This is a genomic window from Bradyrhizobium sp. USDA 3256 (assembly GCF_054058275.1).
The window spans coordinates 6,958,537-6,974,493 of sequence record NZ_JBSSAE010000002.1 but is presented as its reverse complement, the minus strand read 5'-3'; the positions used below and the strand labels follow the sequence as shown (position 1 = coordinate 6,974,493).

21 protein-coding genes and 1 riboswitch are annotated in these 15,957 nt (G+C 64.1%); of the genes, 15 read left to right on the top strand and 6 right to left on the bottom strand.

The window, feature by feature from the left end; translation table 11 throughout:
• The first annotated feature begins 130 nt into the window (after positions 1-130).
• Both ACVWY5_RS34890 and ACVWY5_RS34885 read left to right on the top strand, forming a co-directional pair.
• Positions 131-1,159, top strand: coding sequence for a cytochrome-c peroxidase (locus ACVWY5_RS34890; RefSeq protein WP_050387211.1), 1,029 nt, complete (start codon positions 131-133; stop codon positions 1,157-1,159).
• Between the two features lie 432 nt (positions 1,160-1,591).
• Positions 1,592-2,647, top strand: a complete 1,056-nt coding sequence (locus tag ACVWY5_RS34885; protein ID WP_244482577.1) for a hypothetical protein — start codon at positions 1,592-1,594, stop codon at positions 2,645-2,647.
• 18 nt (positions 2,648-2,665) lie between these two features.
• On the opposite strand, the gene ACVWY5_RS34880 is transcribed toward ACVWY5_RS34885, so the two are convergent.
• Positions 2,666-3,031, bottom strand: coding sequence for a methylamine utilization protein (locus ACVWY5_RS34880; protein ID WP_028334698.1), 366 nt, complete (start codon positions 3,029-3,031; stop codon positions 2,666-2,668).
• A 217-nt stretch (positions 3,032-3,248) separates the two neighbouring features.
• On the opposite strand from ACVWY5_RS34880, the gene ACVWY5_RS34875 reads away from it, so the two are divergent.
• Positions 3,249-6,155 carry an EAL domain-containing protein gene (locus tag ACVWY5_RS34875; protein ID WP_028334699.1) on the top strand — a complete coding sequence of 969 codons (2,907 nt, stop codon included), beginning with the start codon at positions 3,249-3,251 and terminating at the stop codon, positions 6,153-6,155.
• An 89-nt stretch (positions 6,156-6,244) separates the two neighbouring features.
• On the opposite strand, the gene ACVWY5_RS34870 is transcribed toward ACVWY5_RS34875, so the two are convergent.
• Positions 6,245-6,793 carry a sigma-70 family RNA polymerase sigma factor gene (locus tag ACVWY5_RS34870; protein WP_016847265.1) on the bottom strand — a complete coding sequence of 183 codons (549 nt, stop codon included), beginning with the start codon at positions 6,791-6,793 and terminating at the stop codon, positions 6,245-6,247.
• A complete protein-coding gene (locus ACVWY5_RS34865; RefSeq protein ID WP_028334700.1) occupies positions 6,793-6,996 on the bottom strand; it encodes a NepR family anti-sigma factor in 204 nt (67 codons plus the stop codon). The genes ACVWY5_RS34870 and ACVWY5_RS34865 overlap by 1 nt, the downstream gene beginning before the upstream one ends.
• Before the next feature lie 270 nt (positions 6,997-7,266).
• On the opposite strand from ACVWY5_RS34865, the gene ACVWY5_RS34860 reads away from it, so the two are divergent.
• A complete protein-coding gene (locus ACVWY5_RS34860) occupies positions 7,267-8,079 on the top strand; it encodes a response regulator (RefSeq protein ID WP_028334701.1) in 813 nt (270 codons plus the stop codon).
• Between the two features lie 84 nt (positions 8,080-8,163).
• Here ACVWY5_RS34860 and ACVWY5_RS34855 read toward each other — a convergent pair whose 3' ends face one another.
• Positions 8,164-9,387, bottom strand: a complete 1,224-nt coding sequence (locus ACVWY5_RS34855; protein ID WP_028334702.1) for a cytochrome P450 — start codon at positions 9,385-9,387, stop codon at positions 8,164-8,166.
• 115 nt (positions 9,388-9,502) lie between these two features.
• On the opposite strand from ACVWY5_RS34855, the gene ACVWY5_RS34850 reads away from it, so the two are divergent.
• From ACVWY5_RS34850 to ACVWY5_RS34840, 3 genes are all read left to right on the top strand, one after another.
• On the top strand, positions 9,503-10,225 hold the full coding sequence (locus tag ACVWY5_RS34850) for a TetR/AcrR family transcriptional regulator (RefSeq protein WP_321176683.1): 723 nt from the start codon (positions 9,503-9,505) through the stop codon (positions 10,223-10,225).
• A gap of 63 nt (positions 10,226-10,288) precedes the next feature.
• On the top strand, positions 10,289-11,170 hold the full coding sequence (locus tag ACVWY5_RS34845; RefSeq protein ID WP_028334704.1) for a DMT family transporter: 882 nt from the start codon (positions 10,289-10,291) through the stop codon (positions 11,168-11,170).
• 57 nt (positions 11,171-11,227) lie between these two features.
• Positions 11,228-11,368, top strand: a complete 141-nt coding sequence (locus ACVWY5_RS34840; protein WP_157347178.1) for a hypothetical protein — start codon at positions 11,228-11,230, stop codon at positions 11,366-11,368.
• 26 nt (positions 11,369-11,394) lie between these two features.
• Here the strand turns inward: ACVWY5_RS34840 and ACVWY5_RS34835 are convergent, their stop codons facing one another.
• Entirely contained in the window at positions 11,395-11,637 is a 243-nt protein-coding gene (locus ACVWY5_RS34835) for a hypothetical protein (RefSeq protein ID WP_028334705.1), read from the bottom strand.
• A 179-nt stretch (positions 11,638-11,816) separates the two neighbouring features.
• Between ACVWY5_RS34835 and ACVWY5_RS34830 the strand changes: the two genes are divergently transcribed.
• The 4 genes from ACVWY5_RS34830 to crcB all read left to right on the top strand — a co-directional run bounded on the left by ACVWY5_RS34830 (position 11,817) and on the right by crcB (position 12,902).
• The gene (locus ACVWY5_RS34830) at positions 11,817-11,993 is read left to right on the top strand and encodes a hypothetical protein (protein WP_167350454.1); all 177 of its coding nucleotides are present in this window, start codon (positions 11,817-11,819) and stop codon (positions 11,991-11,993) included.
• A 37-nt stretch (positions 11,994-12,030) separates the two neighbouring features.
• A complete protein-coding gene (locus tag ACVWY5_RS34825; protein ID WP_317248721.1) occupies positions 12,031-12,153 on the top strand; it encodes a hypothetical protein in 123 nt (40 codons plus the stop codon).
• A gap of 63 nt (positions 12,154-12,216) precedes the next feature.
• Positions 12,217-12,277: riboswitch (Fluoride riboswitch) on the top strand.
• Between the two features lie 68 nt (positions 12,278-12,345).
• Positions 12,346-12,519 (top strand): hypothetical protein, encoded by a 174-nt coding sequence (locus ACVWY5_RS34820; protein ID WP_157347175.1) that lies wholly within the window; start codon positions 12,346-12,348, stop codon positions 12,517-12,519.
• Entirely contained in the window at positions 12,516-12,902 is a 387-nt protein-coding gene (gene crcB, locus ACVWY5_RS34815; protein WP_028334706.1) for a fluoride efflux transporter CrcB, read from the top strand. The genes ACVWY5_RS34820 and crcB overlap by 4 nt, the downstream gene beginning before the upstream one ends.
• Positions 12,903-12,988: 86 nt before the next feature.
• On the opposite strand, the gene ACVWY5_RS34810 is transcribed toward crcB, so the two are convergent.
• Positions 12,989-13,243 (bottom strand): hypothetical protein, encoded by a 255-nt coding sequence (locus ACVWY5_RS34810; RefSeq protein ID WP_050387215.1) that lies wholly within the window; start codon positions 13,241-13,243, stop codon positions 12,989-12,991.
• A gap of 203 nt (positions 13,244-13,446) precedes the next feature.
• Between ACVWY5_RS34810 and ACVWY5_RS34805 the strand changes: the two genes are divergently transcribed.
• The 4 genes from ACVWY5_RS34805 to ACVWY5_RS34790 all read left to right on the top strand — a co-directional run bounded on the left by ACVWY5_RS34805 (position 13,447) and on the right by ACVWY5_RS34790 (position 15,752).
• A complete protein-coding gene (locus tag ACVWY5_RS34805) occupies positions 13,447-13,668 on the top strand; it encodes a hypothetical protein (protein ID WP_028334708.1) in 222 nt (73 codons plus the stop codon).
• 167 nt (positions 13,669-13,835) lie between these two features.
• Complete coding sequence (locus tag ACVWY5_RS34800) at positions 13,836-14,516, top strand: transglutaminase-like domain-containing protein (RefSeq protein ID WP_028334709.1); 681 nt, start codon at positions 13,836-13,838, stop codon at positions 14,514-14,516.
• A gap of 43 nt (positions 14,517-14,559) precedes the next feature.
• The gene (locus ACVWY5_RS34795) at positions 14,560-15,486 is read left to right on the top strand and encodes a DMT family transporter (RefSeq protein ID WP_028334710.1); all 927 of its coding nucleotides are present in this window, start codon (positions 14,560-14,562) and stop codon (positions 15,484-15,486) included.
• Between the two features lie 83 nt (positions 15,487-15,569).
• Entirely contained in the window at positions 15,570-15,752 is a 183-nt protein-coding gene (locus ACVWY5_RS34790) for a hypothetical protein (protein ID WP_028334711.1), read from the top strand.
• The last annotated feature ends 205 nt before the right edge of the window (positions 15,753-15,957 follow it).

The following is a 15,957-nucleotide window of genomic DNA, read 5'->3' as shown; positions in this document are numbered from 1 at the left end:
CACGCGCGAAAGCATGCGCCGTCGTCATCGTGACCAATGCCCGGTATCAGTAATAGACCGCAACCGATTGTTAAAACTTCGTTGAACATGCTTGGGCATATACCGAGCAGGATACCGTCTGAGGACCCCGATGAGGCTTTGGGTCAGCCTGACCTTGCTCGCGGCAGTTTTGCCGGTAGGACTGTCGCTTGCCCTGACTCCGGCGGCGGCACCCGGCGACCCTGCGACAATCCGTGCCAGCTATCGGCGGCCGGACGTCGTTCCGTTCCCGAGCAGCAATCCCTATTCGGAGGCGAAATCCGCGCTTGGGCAGCTGCTGTTCTTCGATCCGCTGTTGTCGAGGTCAAAGACGCACTCCTGCGCGAGCTGCCACAGGCCATCCCTTTCATGGGCCGATGGCCTTCCGCGTGCCATCGGCGAGGATCCCAAGGGCCTGCCGATCCGCTCGCCGACGTTGATCGATGTGGCCTTCTTCGAGCCGCTGGGATGGGACGGCAAGTTCAAGGATCTGGAATCCGTTGCGTTCGGGCCGATCCTCAGTCCGGCCAACCTGAACATGACCGAGCCGGAATTGATCGCGCGACTTTCGGCGATCCCCGGCTACGTCGATGCCTTCGCCCACGCATTCGGAGACGGCGCGATCACGCGGCCGAGGATCGAGGCGTCGTTGGCGACCTTCGAGCGCTCCATCGTTGCAGGCGAGGCTCCGTTCGACCGTTGGATCAAGGGCGACGACACCGCCATCAGCAAATCAGCCCAGCACGGCTTTGAGCTTTTCAACGGCAAGGCGCGTTGCTCGGCTTGCCACAGCGGCCCGTCGTTTTCCGACGGATCCTTCCAGGATATCGGCACCGCCAAGGGCCATGACATCGGGCGCGGCCGTTTCTTTCCGACCTCGGCGAAGCTGAAATATGCGTTCAAGACGCCGACATTGCGCGACGTCGCGCGCCGCGCGCCCTACATGCACGACGGATCGGTGGCAACGCTGGAAGATGTCATCGAGCTTTACAACAAGGGTGGGATCGATCGGCCGAGCCGATCACCCGACATCAAGCCGCTGTCCCTGACGGCAGACGAGAAGAACGACCTCATCGCCTTCCTGCAAACCCTGACCGCAACGGCCCCGCCGGTGGCAGGTGTGCCCAAACTGCCGCGCTGACCTCGGCTCAACGCGATTTTCAGAACGAGGTTCGTTCAGGACAGGTGCGGCAGCGCCGCGCCCAGGAGGCCGAGCCCCACGATCACGAAGGCGCCCGCGCAGGTCTCGAGGGTCGCTGCGCGCGCAGCGGACGATCTTGTCACATAGGCGAGGGCCGACCCCACCCCGATACTTACGACGCTCAACGCTCCGAACACTGTACCGGCCTCCCGATCCGATTTGTCCGGATTTCACTACGACAGTTGAATTGAGCTCCCGTGCCGAAATTAGCTAAAATTTGAGGGAACCGGCTGTAAAGATTGCACTAAGGGACAGGCCGGGGGCTCGCCCGCCACGATTAACCACAATGCAACCACGGGGTGTCCCGGCAGGCGCAAAGCTTAAAATTTGATATAAGTTAAACAAGTCCTAAGTGTGTGGGCGGTTGGTTCAATGTTTAGTGGATGGGCGCGAGATACCGTCTCGGCGGTGCGCTCCTTTTTCGCCACGTGCCTTGCAGCGGTTCTTTTTTGTGTCGTAGCCGCGCGCAGTGCCGAGGCACATGTCAAGTGGTTTTGTGCCTACGATGTCGCCGGTCAGCCCCGCGGACTCGAGAATGTCCTTTGCCTGGATTTCGAGCTGCTGCTCGGCGTCGCCATCTTCTGGCTGTTTGCGGGTTGCCTGATCGAGCCCACCTCGCTGGGTGACGCCACGATCCGGGTAATGGACCGCGTCACCGAGGGACTGCGGCTGCGCACCGAATTGATGATGCGCGCCGTGTGCGCCTTCTTCTTCATCTCGATCTGGGCCGTGGGCGGCATCCTGCTGACGCCCGAGTTGAAGACGACGTCGCCGTACGTCGGCGCGCTGCAGCTTGCGATCGCTGCCGGGATGCTGTCACGACGCACGCTGCCGCTGTCGGCGGCGGGGATGCTGGTCCTGTTCGGGATCGGTGTGCGCGACTACGGTCTCTTTCACCTCGCCGATTACCCGATCTTTCTCGGTGTTGCCGCCTATTTTGCACTGGTTGGGCTGAACAAGGATTTGTTCGGAGTCCGGCCGATCGACGTGATGCGCTACGCCGCCGCGGTGACGTTGATGTGGGCCTCGGTCGAAAAATGGGCCTATCCGGAGTGGAGCTTCCCGCTGCTGATCGAGCATTCCTCGATGACGCTGGGCTTCGACAACGAGTTCTACATGCGCGCCGCCGGCATGGTGGAATTCACGCTTGCCTTTGCCTTGATCTGGACGCCGCTGATCCGGCGCTGCGCCGCCACCGTGCTGACGGGGATGTTCATCAGCGCGTGCTTCGAATTCGGCAAGATCGACACCATCGGACACTCGGCGATCATCGCTGTCCTGCTTGCGATTGTCGCCGACAACAAGGTGTTGTCGCGCGACCGTCGTGCGCCGTGGCTCGCCCCGGTCGCACTCTGTGCCGCGCTGTCGGTGACCTTGTTCGTCTATTATTTCGGCCACGCCGCGATCTTCAAGACGTCGGTCCTGTAGATCGCCGCCCCTGTGGGGCTATTTGGCGACGTGGACGGCGAGCTTCATCTTCGGATGAATGCCGCACAGCACGGTGTAGTCGCCGGGCACCGAGAAGGTGACGTCGAACTTGCTGCCCGGCTGCTGGTCGCCCGAGTCGAAGCTGAACGTATCGGTGCTCAAATAAGCGTGATGCAGCAGTTCGCCGTCATCGTTAACGAACCGTAAAACCTCACCCCGCTTGATCGAGATCTGCGCGGGTTTGAATTCACGATCCTTCTGCGAAATGACATAAGGGGCTGCGCCCAAAGCTGCTCCAATAAGCGCTCCAGTGACGATCGCCGCCGCAAACGGCACGCGGCCGAACTGGCCCAGGCGCAAGGCGCGCAACAAGCCTGACTGCATGAGACCCCCGCTGAACCTCGAACACCAAATATCGGCTATCCCGGGCTGCAAATGTGGCTCCCGGACCACCTGTAAGGGTGATTATCGCCAGCTGATCTTAACGATTTCAGCATGAGTTCCAGTCACTACTAAAGCAATTTTGAGCAGACAGTTATTTTCCGCAGTGCTGCGCCTTTCTGCGTAGCTTGAGTATCGAGCACTACGGCGAAACGCGGGCATGGACAGCCTATTTGGCAACCTCAAGGTAAAGAGCGGTGCGGCCTTTCGGTTCGCAACCGGCCGCCTTTCGCGTCTTGCCCTGACCAAGGGGTCGATCCGCAGCCAGATTCTGATTTTTTGCCTTGCGATGAGCGCCGTTGCGGTCGCCCTCGGCGGGTACTCCATCCTCGGCATCCGCCATGCCGGCGATCTGGTGGCCAAGACCTTCGACGAATCCCTGATGTCGATCAACTATGCGCGCGCGGCCGGTGCGGATTTCGCCACGATGCGGGTCGCCTCGTCGCAACGCCTGCTGACCACGGATCCGGAGATCCGGGCCAATCTCGATGGCCAGATTGAAAAGCTCGCAAAGACGCTCTCGGAAGACCTGGCGATTGCTGCCGATCGGTCGCAATCCTCGCGCGCCGCGCAAGCCGCCGCCAAGGTTCAGGAAGCCGCCGACGCCTGGATGGCGCTGCACCGGCGCGCGATCGGATCGTCCACGGAGGGCAGCACGGCGGCCGATCCGCGCGCACCGGGTGCGACGGTCGGCGATGTCGATCGCTACTCCAAGATCGTCAGCCAGCAGGTCGAGCTGCTGGTCAATTATACGGCCGGCGATGGCTTCCTGTTCCGGCAAAAGGCGCTCTCGACCATCAAGCGGGACCTGCAGCTCAACGTGGCCGGGCTGACCGTCGCGCTGTTTCTGTCGGCGCTGTTTTCGTGGCTGCTGGCGCGCCGCATTATCGGACCGGTCGCGATCGCATCGCGGGCCGCGCGAAGCATCGCCGGCGGCGACCTCGACGCGACCATCCCCAAGGGCGGGACCGACGAGCTCGGCACGCTTCTGACCGCCATGGAAACGATGCGCGACAACATTCGGCGAATGGTCAATCAAGAAGTATCGCAACGCCGCTCCGCGCAGGCACGGCTTTCCGATGCGCTCGAAACGTCGCGTGAGGGCGTCGTGCTGCTCGACGCGGATGGCCAGGTCGCGCTGGCCAACTCGCGCGCGAGTGAATTCATCCGTCTCTCGCCGCAGCTTCTGCAGTCGGACCGGCTCGATGCCGCGAGCTTGGCCCCCGCCGATGGTGACATCGATGGCTTTGCGAGCGAGGCGCAGCTTGCGGATGGACGCTGGCTGCGCGTCAGCCGCAGCGAGACGCAGGAGGGCGGCGTCGTCCTCGTCTACAGCGACATCTCCGCGCTGAAGCAGCAGAAGGCCGAGCTGCATGAAACCAATCTGCGGCTCGACGCGGCGCTCACGCACATGTCGCAAGGGCTGTGCCTCTACAACAGCGAGGCGCGGCTGCAGGTCGCCAACCGCCGGTTCTGTGAGATCTTCGATATATCGCCGGAGCTTGTCGTTCCCGGAATGACCATGGAGGAGGTGCTCGACCTGAGCATCGCCGCGGGCAATCACGGGGAGCGGACCGTCACCGACCTGCTGGCGGAGCGCGAGCGGTCGATGGCTCAGCACGACGGCAACTATCTGCAGCATCTCAGCGATGGACGGATCATTGCGATCGCGCAACGGCCGACATCCGATGACGGCTGGCTCGTCACCTGCGAGGACGTCACCGAACAGCAACGGGCGGAATCGCAGATCGCGTTCATGGCCCGGCACGATGCCCTGACCAAGCTGCCGAACCGGACGTTGCTGGCCGAGCGGATCGAGCTGGCGGTTGCGCAGGTCGGCCGCGGACTCGGCTTCGCGGTGTTCTGTCTCGATCTCGATAATTTCAAGCAGGTCAATGACACGCTCGGGCATCCGGTCGGCGACGAACTGCTGTGCGCAGTCGCGGACCGGCTCAACGCCTGCGTCCGTGAGGTCGACACCGTCGCGCGTTTGGGCGGCGACGAGTTCGCGGTCATCCAGTGTGGCGTCCAGGGCGGAGACGAGGCCGAACGCCTCGCGCGCCGCATCGTGGAATGCGTGGGCGCGCCGTACGAGCTGAACGGGCATCGCGTCATCGTCGGATGCAGCGTCGGCATCTCGATGTCGCCGGGCGACGGCACCACCGGCGAGAAGCTGCTGAAGAACGCCGACGTCGCCTTGTACCGCGCCAAGATGGAAGGCCGCGGCACCTGGCGCTTCTTCGAGCCTGCGATGGACGCCAGCCTGCAGCGGCGTCGGGCCATCGAGCTCGACCTTCGCGAGGCGATGGTCAAGGACGAGTTCTCGTTGTTCTACCAGCCGCTCTACGATCTCCATCTCGACCGCATCTGCGGCTTCGAGGCGTTGCTGCGCTGGCATCACCCCAAGCGCGGGCTGGTGCCGCCGGACCAGTTCATCCCGATCGCGGAAGAGATCGGTCTGATCGGCCCGCTGGGAGAATGGGTGCTCAATCGCGCCTGCGAACAGGCGACGACCTGGCCCAGCGAGATGAAGCTCGCGGTCAACGTCTCCGCGGTCCAGTTTCGCGATGCCGACTTCATCGACGTCGTCATCGGCGCGCTCGCGACGTCAAAATTGTCGCCGCGCCGGCTGGAGCTCGAAATCACCGAGTCCGTGTTCCTCGCGAACAGCAACGAGACGCTTGCAACGCTGCACAAGCTGAAGGCGCAGGGAGTGCGCATCGCGCTGGATGATTTCGGCACCGGCTATTCCTCGCTGAGCTATCTGCGCAGCTTCCCCTTCGACAAGCTCAAGATCGACAAATCCTTCGTGCGCGACGCGACCGCGACGCATGGATCGAAATCGATCGTCCGCGCCGTCATCAGCCTCGGCAGAAGCCTCGGCATGACCACGATCGCGGAGGGCATCGAGACCGTCGAGCAGCTGGATCATATGCGGGCCGAAGGCTGCAACGAGGCGCAGGGCTTCCTGTTCAGTCATCCGGTCCCGGTGACCGAAATCGCAGCCAAGATCCTCGAACTGAGAAACGGCTTCAAGCCGGCGTCCGTCAAGGCGATGGCCAGCTGACGGCGCGCTGAGCGTCGCCGGACCTTGCAGGCCAACATGAAAAAGGCGGCCCGCGGGCCGCCTTTTCCTATTTATCGCCGTGGTCGCGCTTAGCCGCCATTGCCGCCGATCACGGCGCGCACGGTGTTGTCGGGGCCGAAATCCTCGGCGCTGTCGACATAAAGCAGCGCGGAGAGCTTCGATCGCGCGCGGTTGACGCGGCTCTTGATGGTGCCGACCGCGCAGCCGCAGATTGCCGCGGCATCCTCGTAGGAGAAGCCGGACGCGCCGACCAAAATCAGCGCCTCGCGCTGGTCCTGCGGCAGCTTTTCGAGCGCGGCGCGGAATTCCTCGAACTCCAGATGCGCCGCCTGCGAAGGCTGGCTCTTCAGCGTCTTGGCATAATTGCCCTCGGCATCCTCGACCTCGCGCCGCCGCTTCCGGTAGTCGGAGCGAAACAGGTTGCGCAGGATGGTGAACAGCCACGCGGGGAGGTTCGAGCCGGGCTGGAACGAGTCGATGTTGGCGATCGCGCGCAGCAGGGTCTCCTGCACCAGATCGTCGGCGCGGTCACCATTACCGGACAGCGAGATCGCGAACGCGCGCAGGCTCGGGACCGACGCAAGGATATCGTCGCGAAGTTCATTCGTGAGAGGCATTAGTCCCCTCCATTGTTCTTGTCGGTATTGCCCCCGGCGACGGCCGCCGCCGCAGCCTCCGGCCCGTCGAGTTTGCGGATCAGCTCCGCAAAGCGGTCGGGTACGCCCTGTCGCACCACGTCATCGTACATGGCGCGAAGCTGGTGGCCGATTCTCGATTGAATCTCGGCGTTGAGACCGCCCTGCTTCTTTACTTCCTTCATGATGTGATCCACGCTTCCCCGGGAGTTAAGTCTCTGATTTCCAAGTCGTTTCCTCGAAAAAAGAGGCTGGCCGCGTTGCCTCGTCGGTCAGGAGCTAATGCAAAGTTGCGCAGAAAGTTCCGGAATGCTGGAACTATTTCGTGGAACTTTTTCGGCTTTCGCGCGTAGTCGGCGATGCAGGGGAACCGGGGTCGTCCCAGAACTGGATTCTGTCGCCCCCAGACAACGGGTTTCAGGCCGCCAGGCCTCACGAACAAGGATGGAGTGGGAATGTCCCGATCGCAGATCGTTGCCGAACACCTTCCGCTGTTGCGCCGTTACGCTCGCGCACTGACCGGAAATCAGGCGTCGGGGGACGCCTATGTCGGGGCCATGCTCGAGGCCCTGTTGCAGGATGGATCGTTGCTGGATCAGACCCACGGGCCGCGCGCCGGCCTGTTTCGGCTGTTCACCCAGATATGGAATTCGGTGTCGGTGAACAACAACGACAATGCCGACGTGGCGACGCTGTCGCTGCCGCCGGAGCGTCGGCTGTCGAACATCACGCCGCTGCCGCGCCAGGCCTTCCTGCTGCTGTCGCTCGAGGGCTTCTCGGAGGAGGAGGTCGGCTACATTCTCGGCACCGATATCGCCGAGACGCGCAAGCTCACCGATGCCGCCGGCCGCGAGATGGCCGCCGAGATCGCCACCGACGTCCTGATCATTGAGGACGAGACCTTCATCGCCATGGACCTCGAGAGCCTGGTGAAGAATCTCGGTCACAACGTCATCGGCGTTGCCCGCACGCATTCCGACGCGGTGGCGCTCGCCAAGAACAAGAAGCCCGGCCTGATCCTCGCCGACATCCAGCTCGCCGACGGCTCGTCGGGCCTCGATGCCGTGAACGAGTTGCTGCGGACCTTCGAGGTGCCGGTGGTGTTCATCACCGCCTATCCCGAGCGCTTCCTGACCGGCGAGCGGCCGGAGCCGGCATTCCTGATCTCGAAGCCGTTCCAGCCGGCGATGGTGTCGGCGGTGGCGAGCCAGGCGCTGTTCTTCCAGCGCAACTCGCGCAACCGCTCGCCGCGCGCCGCCTCGGCATGAGCTGAATTTACGCAAGCGGCAAAATCCAGACCGGCGTACCGAAAGGTACGCCGGCTTTTTTTGAGCAAGCCTTCGATGGCGACGCTATTTCGGCGTCACGCAGACCGGCATCGTGCTGAGCGCTCGCAGGCCCGAACTGTCGCGGAAGGCTGTGGGGCCTGCAATCTCGAGCTGCTTCACGCGGCTGGCGAGCGCTGTGATCACGGCCTCGGCTTCCAGCCGTGCCACCATCTGCCCGACACAGCCGTGGATGCCGACGCCGAAGCCCATGTGACCGGAGAGCCGCCGTCTGACGTCGAACCGGTCGGCATGCTCCCAGCGCGTCTCGTCGCGGTTGGCGGAGGCAAGCAGCAGCAGCACCTTCTCGTGCTTGCCGATCCTGACGCCTGCAATCTCGGTGTCATGCGGCGTGGTGCGGAACACGAATGGGGCCGGTGAATCGAAGCGCAGGGTCTCGTCGAATGCCGCGCGCGACAATGACGGATCTTCTGCAAGCAGCGACCATTGCTCGGGATGGCGCGCAAGCGTGTACAGCGCCATGCCGATCGCGCTGATCGTGGTGTCAAGCCCGGCCGAGAGCAGCGAACGCACCAGCAGCGGAGCTTCCTCCGCGCTGATCTCTCCGGCGTCGGCCGCCTCATAGACCTGCGCGCCAAAACTGCCCGGGCGCAGCGCCTCGCGCTGGCAGCGCGCCGCGACCCAGGGAAGCACGCGGGGCGCCTGCTGCATCAAATCGCGAAAATAGTCGTTCTCGGGCCCGAAGCCGGCGAACACCATCGCGCCATAGGTCAGGAAGTTCTCGCGGCCCTCCTGGTCGATGCCGAGCGCGTCGGGAAACACGCTGACCGGAAACACCTCCGCGATGTCCTTGATGGCGTCAAACGATCCGCGCTCGACCAGCCCGTCGATCAGCCGCGTCGCCATCGCCTTGAAGTCATCTGCAAGCCGCCGCATCGCGCCGGGTGAGAGGATCCGCGCCAGCACCGCGCGGGTTCGCGTGTGCAGCGGCGGATCGGCTTCCAGCACGATGCTCGGCGGCCGCCACGGCTTTTCCTTGAAGTGGTTCGCAAGTCCGGCGCCGCCGGCGTTGCTGAAATTGACATGGTCTCCGAAGATCGTCTTGACCTCGGCAAAGCGCGGCACCGCCCAGATGTCATATCTGGTCAGGCGGATGACCGGCGCTGCGGCACGCAGCTCCGCATAGGTGCCGTAAGGATCGGCCCGCGTCGCCGCGCTGAACGGATCGAAATCGCTGCGGACCATTTCGCCGGCAAGGGAGCTCGCAAGGGGGCTCGCATGGGTGCTCATCGGATCCTCCCGTCTTGTCATTAATTAATTGACCATAGTCAATTAACTCGCATATTGCAAGGGCGGGGTTGCCATCGGGACGGGTGCGCGGCATGGAGGCGCGAGGCAGATGGGGATGTCGATCGTGGAGCGAGCCAAAGGCGCACGGCGCTTCCAGCGCAGGGCGCGCCAGGAGGCCGACAAGGAGGCGCTGAAGGCGCTGATCCTCGAGACCGCGCGCAAGGAGTTCGCCGCCGGCAGGCTGGAGACCGTTTCGATCCAGAAGATCGCCGACGCGATCGGCTACTCGAAGGGCACCGTCCTCAAATATTACCCGACCAAGCTGTTGCTGCTGCTCGCGGTGAAGCAGCAGAATCTCGAGGCGGTCGCCGAACGCCTCGAGCGGGTGCGCGCGGAGACGGCCGACAGCGATCTGCGGCTGCGGCGCGTGATGGAAACCTATCTCGATTACTGGGCCGACAATCCCGATCACTTCCGCTCACTGTTCTCGATGTCCGGCACGGTCGAGGACCGCCGTTTTCCCGACGGCGTCTATTTCGGCGAGACCGAGATTGCGCGCCGCAGCTACGAATTGTTCGTGATCTCGGTGCGGGAATTTCTGGCGGCACATGGCGCCGAGCCGGCGCCGGGCCTGCCGCAGCGGCTCGCGACCGCGCTGCTGGCGGCAACCCACGGCGTGGTCGCGCTCACGCTCGGCACCCCGACCATGAAACTGCCCGACATGCGCGGCACCGGCCGCCTGCTCATCGCAAGCCTGATCGATGCCTGGACGGCCAGACTTGCCGCCGCGCGGAAAAGCGAGGGCTGGCCGCGGGTCACGATCGGCACCTTTGCCTGACAGGGTGGTGCGCATGCGCGATGCGATATGGAATCGCCTGCGTTCGCCTGCTAAGCGCCGCCCATGGATACGACGCAGCGCGATAGAACGGTGGGCTTTCTCTGCTTGGTGGTGACGGCGTTCGGCTGGGCCCTGAACTGGCCGCTGATGAAGCTGTTGCTGCAGCAATGGCCGCCGCTGTTCGCCCGTGGGCTTGCCGGCACCTGCGCGGCGGCGATCCTGGGCACGCTGGCGCTGGCCCGCGGACAGTCGCTCGCCGTGCCGCGCGAGGCGATTCCGCGGCTGCTGTTTGCCTCCTTCACCAATGTCTTTGCCTGGATGGGCTTTGGCACCATCGCGATGAAATTCGTCACGGTCGGCGAGGGCGCGCTGCTGGCCTACACGATGCCGATCTGGGCGATGCTGTTCGCCTGGCCGGTGCTGCACAGCCGCCCGACGCTGCGGGATCTTGCGGCGCTGGTGCTCGGCGTTGCCGGCGTTGCACTCCTGCTCGGCGGCAATGGCTTTGCGTTCAGCGCCGACAAGCTCACCGGTATCGCGCTGGCGCTCGCCTGCGCCATCCTGTTCGCGCTCGGCAACGTGCTGAATCGCAAGCCGCTGCCGATGCCGCCGCTCGCGGTGGTGGCCTGGCAGGTCGGCATCGGCTGCCTCGTGATGCTCCTGCTCGGCATCCTCTTCGAGCATCCGAACTATGCCGCGATCACGCCGCTCGGCCTCGGCTGCTTTGCCTACATGACGCTGATGCCGATGGGGATCTGCTATCTCACCTGGTTCGAGACGCTGCGCCGCCTGCCGCCGACATCGGCGTCAACGGGCATGCTGCTGGTGCCGGTCATCGGCGTGGTGTCGGCCGCGATCATTCTCGGTGAGCCGCTGGGCCTGCGCGAGATCGGCGCCATGGCGCTGACGCTCGGCGGCGTGACGCTGGCGCTGCAGCGGGCCTGACGCAAAGAAGGGAACGGACATCGGCGCATCGCGTTCTCCCGAAAAGGGAGCTTGGCCATGCGCAAGGCGATCGCGCGGCTTGATGCGGAGCAGAGGGCGCAACTGCTTTATCTCGCGGATCTCGGCACGGCGATGTTCACGTCGGCCCTCGTGGTGTGCAGTCTGAAGGCGATTGTCGACCTGTTCGCCGCGGGCTGAACCGCCACGTCAGCGCCAACGCGCCGTCAATCCTCTTGCGGCGCGTCGCTCTGGGTGTGCCCCTCGGGCCCGCGATCGAACACACCATAATCGCTCGATTTCACTCCTGCTCCCCCATCGACGCCAATGCCGGCCAGACCGAGCTTGAGCAGCTCGCGGACCGCCGCGGCGCGGGTCGGCATGCGGTGCTTGAAGCGGAAATCGTCGAGGGCTGCCAACTCCTCCGGCGACAGCATGACCTGAAGACGCTCAGCGCGAAGCTCATTCATCGCAAAACACCAAGACTTAGCTTGTTGAGTAATTTGCTAAACCACCAAACTCGCATGGGGTTCCATCGGTTGAGACAAAAACGTCAATTTAGTAGAATTATCAAATGAAATCAATAACTTAGATAAAAAATAAAGGAACGATCCGGCCGCCCGCCTCGTTATGTCGCTGGAGAGATGCCATGGCCAACCACGTCAAGCTTCCCCGCAAGCTGTCCGAGGAGCCGGAAGCCCCGAAACCGCGGCGCCCGAGCCACGCGAAAGTCATCGAGCAACTGGACCGCTGGGCCAACAGCCCCGGTCTTCAACCGCCAAAGGTCGATAATGCAGAGGACGATTCAAAAGCGGAAGCGATCTGAACCCCACACATTCGAGCAGCGCCTCGAGGAACATCGCGTGCGACTTGAAAGCCTGCTCGCCCGATTGCCGCGCGGTGCCGAACGCGAGCAGATTGTCGCGCGCATCGAGCAACTGCGAACAGCCGTTGAGCTGAACGCGATGCTGTCGACGACCGGCTGAGCCGAGAAGCGAAACGGCGGAACGGGCCCACTTGCTCCTGCCGCTCCGCTCGCCTACCATTCCCACGTTGATGGGGATGGAGTCCCCCGATAACCGCCGCGAGGCTGATGACTCCTACCGGGCGCGACAGCGTCGGTAGGAGCATGCGCCACCGCCGACCCGCCGTGTCCCGCGAATGAGAAGGGACAGCGCATGACGGGTCTTCCTGGTTCACTCTCAATCGCATTGTCGCTGGTCGGGTCGATCTGGCTCGTCGGTGTTGTCGCCCTGCTGGTCGGCGCGCCGGGCGAGCTGGTCGCTGCGACCTTCGTGCTTGGGTTGGTGGCGGGCTTCATCGAATGGCGAGCCGGAAAGGTGGAGCATTGAACGTTCAGTTGTTGGCGGCGATCGCGATCGGCGGTTCGCTGGGATCGGTCGCGCGCTATCTGGTGGCGATCGGCGCGGGGCGCCTGGTCGGCACGGAATTTCCCTGGGGCACGCTGGCGATCAATATCGTGGGTTCGTTCCTGATCGGCGTCTTCGCGGAAGCGTTCGCGCTGAGCTGGAATGCCAGCCAGGCGATGCGGGTGTTTCTCACCGTCGGCATTTGCGGCGGCTTCACCACCTTCTCGACCTTTTCGCTCGATGCGATCGTGCTGATGCAGCGCGGCGAGCTATGGTCGGCCGGCACCTACATCGCGGCCTCCGTCGCGCTCTCGATTCTCGCGCTGTTCGGCGGCCTGCTGCTGGTGCGGGCGTTCACAGCCTAAAGCATGATCCGGAAAAGTGCGAAGCGGTTTTCCGAAAAGATCATGCTCAAACAAAGAGCTAAGGCGCGATGACGATTCAACCTAATTTAGTCAGTCGCGCGGCGGCCGGTGCGTGGATTGAGCGGCGCGGTCGGCGGCCGTCGCAGCGCTTCGGGCAGGAACGGTTCGCCCCGCCGAGGTGAGGCGTCGGCACGCACATCGGCGGCCCATTGCGCACGTTCGTGCGGCGTCTGGTTGTCGTCGAAAGTTCGCTTCACATCGACGCCGCCGACGGGGTCGTTGACGCCGTTCCGGCTGGCGGGATGGTCGACGCCGCTGTGGATGTCACTGGAGTTGCCCATCGTGGCCTCCGTGCTCGGCTGATCCGGATCAATATTTGATCCTGGATCCAGGACTTCTGCACCAACGTGGCCCGCGCAAGCGCCGTTCCAAAAAAGTGAAGGGGCGGAGGTCCCGTCTGTGGCCCGGAATCCTTGGCGCGCCCGGGACCAGCCGGTAGGATGGAACCCGGATGGTAGCCAGGAACCAAGGGAAAGACCGGGGAATGAAGCACGTCGACGTCGCGGTGATTGCTGCCACGCTGTGGCTGCTGGCGTCGATGGTGCTGGACATCCTGACGCCGAAGTCGATCACCGCGCTGGTGATCGCCGCCGCGCTTGCGCCGCCGTTCCTGATCGGGATAGGCATCCATTTCGCACGTGAATATTTCAAGGCCAGGCGGCGCAGCTACCCGCCGCCGCAGTTGGACGAACACTTCAAGAACTAGCGTGTTTTCGAACGAAGTGGCACCGGTTCGCGTGAAGAAAACGCGTCAAAGCTAAAATCCAGGCCCCCGTTTCGATTCAATCGGAGCGGGGCTCCGGCCGGGCAGGGCTGCGGGAAACGCTGCACGTGCTGCATTGAACTGTGCAGATGGCTTGCTAAGCTTGTGCCATGACCGAGCAGCTCCCCGATACGATCAGCCGCCTCTACACCGACCCTGGCGAATATGTCGACAGCGACCATCCCGCCGTCGAGGCGTTCGCCCGCGCCGCCGTTCCGTCTGACGCCAGCGCGCGCGACAAGGCGCGCCGGCTCTACACCGCGGTGCGCGACGGCATCCGCTACAACCCCTATGTCAGCATGCGCTCGCCCGAGAGCTACCGGGCCTCCAGCGTGCTCGCCGCCGGCAATGGCTACTGCGTCGGCAAGGCGGCGCTCTATGCCGCGGCCTGCCGGGTCCACGGCATCCCGGCGCGTGTCGGCTTCGCCGATGTGCGCAACCATCTCACCACCGAGAAGCTGCGCCAGAGCATGGGCTCGGACCTGTTCACGTGGCACGGCTTCACTGAAGTGTTCGTCGACGGCGCCTGGCGCAAGGCGACCCCGACCTTCAACGACACGCTGTGCGCCAAGCTCGGCGTCAAGCCGCTCGATTTCGACGGCCACGCCGACGCGCTGCTGCATCCCTTCGACGGCGAAGGGCGCGCCTACATGCAGTATGTCAACGACCACGGCAGCTATCACGACGTCCCCGCCAAATTCCTGATGCGCGAGATGGCGCGCGAATACGCCACCATGCAGGGCGAGGATCTCGCCGGCCGCGACATGGAGCGCGAGGCGGCCGAGCAGTAGCGGACGAGTGAGCCGATCGCACGCCGGCTGAGGGGGCGGTGTCATGGATGCGGAGCCGCCGAAAGCGCAGGTCAGCCGCCCCGCCAAAGGCTGGGAGGACGCGGTCGCGCTGACCGGCTTCATCCTGGTCGCGGTCGGGCAGGCCTCCAACCAAGTTCTGGCGCGCGGGCTCGCCGGCTCGGTGCCGCCGTTTTCGCTCGCCTTCTTCCGCTGGAGCATCATCGCCATCGGCCTCGCGCCGTTTGCGATCGCAGCGATCCGCGACGACAAGATCCCGCTGGCGCAGAACCTCTGGCCGATCCTTGCCGCCGGCTTCCTCGGCATGTTCCTGTGCGGCGGCCCGGTCTACATCGCCGGCATCACGACCACCGCGATCCACATCGCGCTGATCTTCGCGCTGTCGCCGATCATGGTGCTGCTGATCTCGGCGGCGCTTGGCATCGAGCATATCGGTCCGCTGCAATGGCTCGGCACGGCGCTGGCGCTCGGCGGTGCGCTCTTGATCGTCTCGGGCGGTCGTCTGGAAACGCTGACGCAGTCGAGCGCGGCCTGGGGTGATCTCCTGGTGGTGTGCGCGATGCTCGGCTGGTCCGGCTACACGCTGCTGCAGTCGCGCGTCGCGCCGCGCGCCTCGCTGCTGGCGCGGGTCAGCTTGTTCTCGGCGGCCGGCGCGCTGTGCTCGCTGCCGCCGGCGCTCCAGGAGATGTGGGCGACGCCGGCTGCGGTGTTCAACACAAGGGCGTTCGAGGCCTATGTCTTCGCCGGCCTCGTGCCCGGCCTGATTGCCTATGCCGGCTTCGCCTGGCTCGGCGCGAGATTCGGCTCGGTGCGGAGCTCGCTGGTGCTCTACGTCGCACCGATCGCGAGCGCGCTGCTGTCCTGGATCATCCTCGGCGAGCCGCCGAAGCTGATCCATCTGGTCGGCGGCCTTTTGATCCTGGGCGGCGTCTGGGCGAGCCTGCGCAAATAGATCCGGTTCCTTCCCAAGGTGCAACCATTTCCGGGCTCGTGCGTTGAATCCAGCGTTGATTCAAGAGCTTAGTCGGAGGTCGCATGAATCTTACTCCCCAGCAGCGCAAGGACCGTGATGCGCAGCGTCAGCAAGACGCATCGCAGGCGATGAAGGAGCATCGCGCCAACGAGAAGGCGTTCTACGACAACTTCCAGCGCCTCAAGGCCGAGCGGCAGGCGCGCGAAGCCGCGGAGTCACGGAAGGCGAAATCCGCTTCGAAATAAGCGCTTGGAGTCACACCAACCAATCCGGATGGTCCGGATCTGACCGACCGAGAAGGAGCGGAAGCGAGGGGGCGAGCACGGCGCAAACGAGCTCGCCCCGAAGACGAGAAATCTCCAGGCTTATGGAGGACGTCAGATGTACTTTGCCGATCAGAGAACGGTCACCTGCAAATGCGGTGAGCCCTTGAGCGAATTGATGCTCGTC

What these genes read in the sequence shown, in the direction of transcription:
- ACVWY5_RS34890 (WP_050387211.1), top strand. Translation starts at nt 131, where the DNA reads ATGAGGCTTTGGGTCAGCCTGACCTTGCTCGCGGCAGTTTTGCCGGTA.
- ACVWY5_RS34885 (WP_244482577.1), top strand. Translation starts at nt 1,592, where the DNA reads ATGTTTAGTGGATGGGCGCGAGATACCGTCTCGGCGGTGCGCTCCTTT.
- ACVWY5_RS34880 (WP_028334698.1), bottom strand. Translation starts at nt 3,031, where the DNA reads ATGCAGTCAGGCTTGTTGCGCGCCTTGCGCCTGGGCCAGTTCGGCCGC.
- ACVWY5_RS34875 (WP_028334699.1), top strand. Translation starts at nt 3,249, where the DNA reads ATGGACAGCCTATTTGGCAACCTCAAGGTAAAGAGCGGTGCGGCCTTT.
- ACVWY5_RS34870 (WP_016847265.1), bottom strand. Translation starts at nt 6,793, where the DNA reads ATGCCTCTCACGAATGAACTTCGCGACGATATCCTTGCGTCGGTCCCG.
- ACVWY5_RS34865 (WP_028334700.1), bottom strand. Translation starts at nt 6,996, where the DNA reads ATGAAGGAAGTAAAGAAGCAGGGCGGTCTCAACGCCGAGATTCAATCG.
- ACVWY5_RS34860 (WP_028334701.1), top strand. Translation starts at nt 7,267, where the DNA reads ATGTCCCGATCGCAGATCGTTGCCGAACACCTTCCGCTGTTGCGCCGT.
- ACVWY5_RS34855 (WP_028334702.1), bottom strand. Translation starts at nt 9,387, where the DNA reads ATGAGCACCCATGCGAGCCCCCTTGCGAGCTCCCTTGCCGGCGAAATG.
- ACVWY5_RS34850 (WP_321176683.1), top strand. Translation starts at nt 9,503, where the DNA reads ATGTCGATCGTGGAGCGAGCCAAAGGCGCACGGCGCTTCCAGCGCAGG.
- ACVWY5_RS34845 (WP_028334704.1), top strand. Translation starts at nt 10,289, where the DNA reads ATGGATACGACGCAGCGCGATAGAACGGTGGGCTTTCTCTGCTTGGTG.
- ACVWY5_RS34840 (WP_157347178.1), top strand. Translation starts at nt 11,228, where the DNA reads ATGCGCAAGGCGATCGCGCGGCTTGATGCGGAGCAGAGGGCGCAACTG.
- ACVWY5_RS34835 (WP_028334705.1), bottom strand. Translation starts at nt 11,637, where the DNA reads ATGAATGAGCTTCGCGCTGAGCGTCTTCAGGTCATGCTGTCGCCGGAG.
- ACVWY5_RS34830 (WP_167350454.1), top strand. Translation starts at nt 11,817, where the DNA reads ATGGCCAACCACGTCAAGCTTCCCCGCAAGCTGTCCGAGGAGCCGGAA.
- ACVWY5_RS34820 (WP_157347175.1), top strand. Translation starts at nt 12,346, where the DNA reads ATGACGGGTCTTCCTGGTTCACTCTCAATCGCATTGTCGCTGGTCGGG.
- ACVWY5_RS34810 (WP_050387215.1), bottom strand. Translation starts at nt 13,243, where the DNA reads ATGGGCAACTCCAGTGACATCCACAGCGGCGTCGACCATCCCGCCAGC.
- ACVWY5_RS34805 (WP_028334708.1), top strand. Translation starts at nt 13,447, where the DNA reads ATGAAGCACGTCGACGTCGCGGTGATTGCTGCCACGCTGTGGCTGCTG.
- ACVWY5_RS34800 (WP_028334709.1), top strand. Translation starts at nt 13,836, where the DNA reads ATGACCGAGCAGCTCCCCGATACGATCAGCCGCCTCTACACCGACCCT.
- ACVWY5_RS34795 (WP_028334710.1), top strand. Translation starts at nt 14,560, where the DNA reads ATGGATGCGGAGCCGCCGAAAGCGCAGGTCAGCCGCCCCGCCAAAGGC.
- ACVWY5_RS34790 (WP_028334711.1), top strand. Translation starts at nt 15,570, where the DNA reads ATGAATCTTACTCCCCAGCAGCGCAAGGACCGTGATGCGCAGCGTCAG.